Source organism: Streptomyces sp. 8N706 (assembly GCF_052245415.1).
In the GTDB taxonomy this organism is placed as follows: Bacteria; Actinomycetota; Actinomycetes; order Streptomycetales; family Streptomycetaceae; genus Streptomyces.
Window position 1 is genome coordinate 1 of record NZ_JBQQBW010000206.1, and the last position, 4,962, is coordinate 4,962.

At 74.1% G+C, this 4,962-nt stretch carries 6 protein-coding genes; all 6 read left to right on the plus strand.

The window, feature by feature from the left end; all coding sequences use genetic code 11:
* Positions 1–147 precede the first annotated feature (147 nt).
* The 6 genes from ACTWQE_RS33580 to trpM all read left to right on the plus strand — a co-directional run bounded on the left by ACTWQE_RS33580 (position 148) and on the right by trpM (position 4,859).
* Positions 148–1,680 (plus strand): anthranilate synthase component I, encoded by a 1,533-nt coding sequence (locus ACTWQE_RS33580; protein WP_443332878.1) that lies wholly within the window; start codon positions 148–150, stop codon positions 1,678–1,680.
* A 371-nt stretch (positions 1,681–2,051) separates the two neighbouring features.
* Positions 2,052–2,717: a TIGR02234 family membrane protein gene (locus ACTWQE_RS33585; protein WP_443332879.1), complete on the plus strand. Its 666-nt coding sequence runs from the start codon at positions 2,052–2,054 to the stop codon at positions 2,715–2,717.
* 141 nt (positions 2,718–2,858) lie between these two features.
* Positions 2,859–3,098 (plus strand): HGxxPAAW family protein, encoded by a 240-nt coding sequence (locus tag ACTWQE_RS33590; RefSeq protein ID WP_443332880.1) that lies wholly within the window; start codon positions 2,859–2,861, stop codon positions 3,096–3,098.
* 169 nt (positions 3,099–3,267) lie between these two features.
* A complete protein-coding gene (locus tag ACTWQE_RS33595) occupies positions 3,268–3,696 on the plus strand; it encodes a DUF2752 domain-containing protein (RefSeq protein ID WP_443332883.1) in 429 nt (142 codons plus the stop codon).
* Between the two features lie 193 nt (positions 3,697–3,889).
* Complete coding sequence (gene trpC / locus ACTWQE_RS33600) at positions 3,890–4,699, plus strand: indole-3-glycerol phosphate synthase TrpC (protein WP_443332881.1); 810 nt, start codon at positions 3,890–3,892, stop codon at positions 4,697–4,699.
* A gap of 7 nt (positions 4,700–4,706) precedes the next feature.
* Positions 4,707–4,859, plus strand: coding sequence for a tryptophan biosynthesis modulator TrpM (gene trpM / locus ACTWQE_RS33605; protein ID WP_443332882.1), 153 nt, complete (start codon positions 4,707–4,709; stop codon positions 4,857–4,859).
* The last annotated feature ends 103 nt before the right edge of the window (positions 4,860–4,962 follow it).

Genomic DNA, 4,962 nt, shown 5'->3' on the forward strand with positions numbered 1-4,962 from the left:
CGACAACGCAGCGAGCGTGCGTGCCAGGCGTCGCGAGCCAGGCGGGACTTTCGAAACACGCCCTAGCACGGCGCCGTACGGCGGGAGGCCGTGCCAGGGCGGCGAGCGGGGTGAACCATGGCTGATGCGGCACTAGGATCAAGGCCCATGACCACGGGTGCTGCCACGATGGACCTCGAAACCTTCCGCAAGCTGGCGGCCGACCGCCGCGTCATCCCCGTCAGCCGCAAGCTGCTCGCGGACGGGGACACTCCGGTCGGCCTCTACCGCAAGCTGACGGCCGAGCGCCCCGGCACCTTCCTGCTCGAATCCGCCGAGAACGGCCGCTCCTGGTCCCGCTACTCCTTCATCGGCGTCCGCAGCGCCGCCACCCTCACCGTCCGCGACGGCACCGCCCACTGGCTCGGCACCCCGCCCGTCGGCGTCCCCACGGACGGTGACCCGCTGGACGCGCTGCGCGCCACCCTCGAGGCCCTGCACACCCCCCGTGACCTGGGCGGACTCGTCCACCTTCCGCCCTTCACCGGCGGCATGGTCGGCTACCTCGGCTACGACATCGTGCGCCGGCTGGAGCGCATCGGCGACAGCACCCGGGACGATCTGCGGCTGCCCGAGCTGACCATGCTGCTCACCTCGGACCTCGCCGTCCTCGACCACTGGGACGGCACGGTCCTGCTCATCGCGAACGCGATCAATCACAACGACCTCGACTCGGGCGTGGACGAGGCCTACGCGGACGCGGTGGCCCGCCTCGACGCGATGACGGCCGATCTGTCCCGGCCCGCCCCGGCGAGCGCCGCCGCCCTGCCGCCCTCCCGGATTCCCGACTACACCGCACTGTGGGGCGGCCCCGCGTACCAGGAGGCGGTCGCGGACATCAAGGAGCGCATCCGTGCGGGCGAGGCCTTCCAGGTCGTGCCCTCGCAGCGGTTCGAGACCCCGTGCCCCGCCTCCGCCCTCGACGTCTACCGGGCGTTGCGGGCCACCAACCCGAGCCCGTACATGTATCTTTTCCGCTTCCCCGGGCTCGACGGGGAAGAGGGCTTCGACGTCGTCGGATCCAGCCCCGAGGCGCTGGTCAAGGTCGAGGACGGCCGCGCCATGGTGCACCCCATCGCCGGCACCCGGCCGCGCGGCGCGACACCGCAGGAGGACGCGGCCCTGGCCGAGGAGCTGATGGCCGACCCCAAGGAGCGCGCCGAGCACCTGATGCTCGTCGACCTCGGCCGCAACGACCTCGGGCGGGTCTGCGAGCCCGGCAGCGTCGAGGTCGTCGACTTCATGTCCATCGAGCGCTACAGCCATGTCATGCACATCGTGTCGACCGTCGTGGGCCGCGTGGGGGAGGGGCGTACGGCGTTCGACGTGCTCACCGCCTGCTTCCCGGCCGGGACCCTCTCCGGGGCGCCCAAGCCCCGCGCGATGCAGATCATCGAGGAGCTGGAGCCGAGCCGTCGAGGAATCTACGGCGGCTGCGTCGGCTACCTCGACTTCGCCGGTGACTCGGACACGGCGATCGCCATCCGCACGGCCCTGCTGCGGGGCGGCACCGCGTACGTCCAGGCGGGCGCGGGCGTGGTCGCCGACTCCGACCCTGCGGCGGAGGACACGGAGTGCCGTAACAAGGCGGCGGCGGTCCTCCGGGCGGTCGCGATGGCGAACGGCCTCGTGGCCCCGTAGCCCTCCTCCGCGCCACGCCCGGGGTTGCGTGCGCCCTCCGCGCCGGGGAGCCGTGGCGATCCTCCACTTCACACGTGGCGTGGCCTTTCGGTGCCGGGGCGCCGCAGGTTTTTTCCGCGCGGTCGCTACGCCTGGGGTGACGCAGCCCTTCCGTGCCGGGGCGCCGCAGGTTTCCCCCGCGTCGCCCGTCACACCCGGGGTGACGCGGTCCCCCGTGCCGGGCTCAGTAGGTCTCCTGCGCGTCGCCCGCCACGCCCGGAGTGGCGTGCCCTTCCATGCCGGACCGCGCGTCCGGCCGCCGCCCCCTTCGTGCGGCGCCGACCCGGTGCCCCCGGTGACGGGGAGTCGTCCGGACGCGCGATAGTGGTGGGGTGAGTGCCGTACCCGAGCCCCGTAGTACCCCTGCCTCCGAGCCCTCCCGCGCCGAGCCGTCCCTGCGGGCCGAGCGCAGCGGGAGGCGCAGTCTCGCCGCCGCTCTGCTGCTCGGCGCGGCCGGAGCGGCGCTCGTGCTGCTCGCCGGAGCACAGACCTGGAGCGAGGGCACGTCGACCGCCGCGCAGGGCGAGCTCCCGCTGTCCGCCGGCGGCCGGGACGTCACCAGCCTGCCCGCCGCGCTCGCCGTCGTCGGCCTGGCCGCCCTCGTCGCGGTCTTCGCCGTACAGCGGGCCGGCCGGGTCGTCGTCGCCGCGCTGCTCGCGCTCTGCGGCGCCGCCGCGGTCCTCACCTCCCTCCTCAGCGCCTCGGACACCGCCGCGCTCGAGGCCGAGGCCGCCCGGGCGACGGGTCTCAGCAGCGCGGGCGTCGAGCACGTCACCTACACCGCCTGGCCGTGGGTCTCCGCGGCCGGAGGCCTTCTGCTGCTGGTCGCGGGGGTGCTCGCCCTTCGCCACGGGCGACGCTGGCCCGCCATGTCGGGCCGGTACGAGCGCGGTGGCCGGCCCGCCCCGGGCCGTACCCCGTCCGCCTCCGACCCCGACCGCCCGGAGGAGATCTGGAAGGCGCTCGACCGCGGCGAGGACCCGACCCGCGACGCGTGATCCAAAAAGCGGCCACCCCCGATCACGACCGGCCCGGGCGTCGGGGACAATGACCGGTGAGCGTTCACCGCGCCCCGACCCCGGGGGCCGCACCCCCACGGACGGAGGTCCGGGGGAGCGACACAGCAACGAGGAGTACTCATGGCGGGCAACAGCCACGGACACACCCCGGCCGCCTGGACCGGCGTCATCATCGCCTTCATCGGCTTCTGCATCTCCGGTGCCTTCACGGTCGCGGCCCAGCCCATCGGCTTCGTGGCGGGTCTCGTCGTCGTCGCGCTCGGTGGCGTCGTCGGTCTCATGATGCGCGCCGCGGGCCTGGGCAAGCACAAGTCCGACGCCCAGCCGCAGGCGCAGACGCAGACGCAGCCCCAGAGCTGATTCCGGCGCACGCGGGCGACCGCCCGACAGGCGTGGTTCCGGGCCCGTACGGTCGTACGGACGTGGTGCGGAGCTGCGCCTTCGCGTGTCTGCGAGGAGACTCGGCGGTGTGACCGACGAATCCGTGGAGCACACGACGCGGACCGAACACACGGCAGGGGCCGTGCAGCTGCCGCCGACCGTGCAGGCGTCGCCGCGCGGCGGGCGGCCGGCCGGTGTGGCCGCTCCGCTCACGGCCCTCGCCGGAGCGGTCGCGGCCTTCGGCTACGTCGGCGCGGTGGACCCCAACGAGCCCGGCCACTACCCCGCCTGCCTGCTGCTCCGGTACACGGGGATCTACTGCCCGGGCTGCGGTGGTCTGCGCAGCGCCCACGCCGTCGTACACGGGGATCTCGCCACGGCCCTGAGCGCGAACGCCCTGGCCGTCGCCGTCTACGCCGCCTGCGCCGCCGTATGGGCGGTCTGGTTCGCACGGGCCGTCCGGGGCAGGCCGCTGGGCCTGCGCCCGCGGCCCGTCCACTGGTGGTCCCTCGCGGCGCTCGTGCTGCTCTTCACCGCCGTCCGGAATTCGCCCCTCGGGGCCGGGCTCGTGCCATGACCCGCACGGTGGAGAGGACGGTGACGGGCCTGGTGCGGGCCACATATGTCCAGGTGGTGGGACCGCCGTCCACCGGATGCGGGACCTCCGCCCGGGGCCGGATACCATCGCAGTGCCCCGTGCAATGCCTGGTGGGGCAGCGCCCGGAGGGCGCCGACCATTTGCTCCAGAATCCCGGAAGGGGGCCGCTCGCGTGAGTGTGCTCGACGAGATCATCGACGGAGTCCGCGCCGACCTCGCCGAGCGGCAGGCGCGCGTCAGCCTCGAGGAGCTCAAGGAGCGGGCCGCGAAGGCTCCCCAGGCCAAGGACGGCGTCGCCGCGCTCCGCGGTGACAGCGTCAATGTGATCTGTGAGGTCAAGCGCTCCAGCCCCTCCAAGGGGGCGCTCGCCGCGATCGCCGACCCGGCCGGGCTCGCCGCCGACTACGAGGCGGGCGGCGCGGCCGTCATCAGCGTGCTGACCGAGCAGCGCAAGTTCGGCGGCTCGCTGGCCGATCTGGAGGCCGTACGGGCGAGGGTCGACATCCCCGTGCTCCGCAAGGACTTCATCGTCACCTCCTACCAGCTGTGGGAGGCCCGGGCGTACGGCGCGGACCTCGCCCTGCTGATCGTCGCCGCCCTCGACCAGGAGGCCCTGGTGTCCCTGATCGAGCGGGCCGAGTCGATGGGCCTGACCCCGCTCGTCGAGGCGCACGACGAGGAGGAGGCCGAGCGTGCGGTCGACGCGGGGGCGCGCATCATCGGCGTCAACGCCCGCAACCTGAAGACGCTCGAGGTGGACCGCGGGAACTTCGCCCGGATCGCCCCCGAGATCCCCGACCACATCGTGAAGGTCGCGGAGTCCGGCGTACGCGGGCCGCACGACCTGATCGCCTACGCCAACGAGGGCGCGGACGCGGTGCTGGTGGGTGAGTCGCTCGTGACCGGGCGGGACCCGAAGGCGGCGGTGGCCGACCTGGTGGCCGCGGGCGCGCACCCGGCGCTGCGGCACGGGCGGGGCTGAAGCCGCTATGAGCGCGTACGCACGGCTGGCTCGCGGCTGCAGGCCGCGGGGTTGTCGTGCCCCCGCGCGGCGTGTGCGGGGGCGCAGGGTGCGCTATGTGATCGGATGCGAGCCGGGACAGGTCAACGGGATGCGATGGCGCCTGGCGGCTGCGCTCTAGCCGTCCCGGCGGGGTGCCGGTTCGGGTGCCGAAGCTGCTTCGGGTGCCGGTGTTTCTGTGGGTTCCGGGGCCGGGGGCCCCGGGGTCGGGGGGCCCGGAAAGG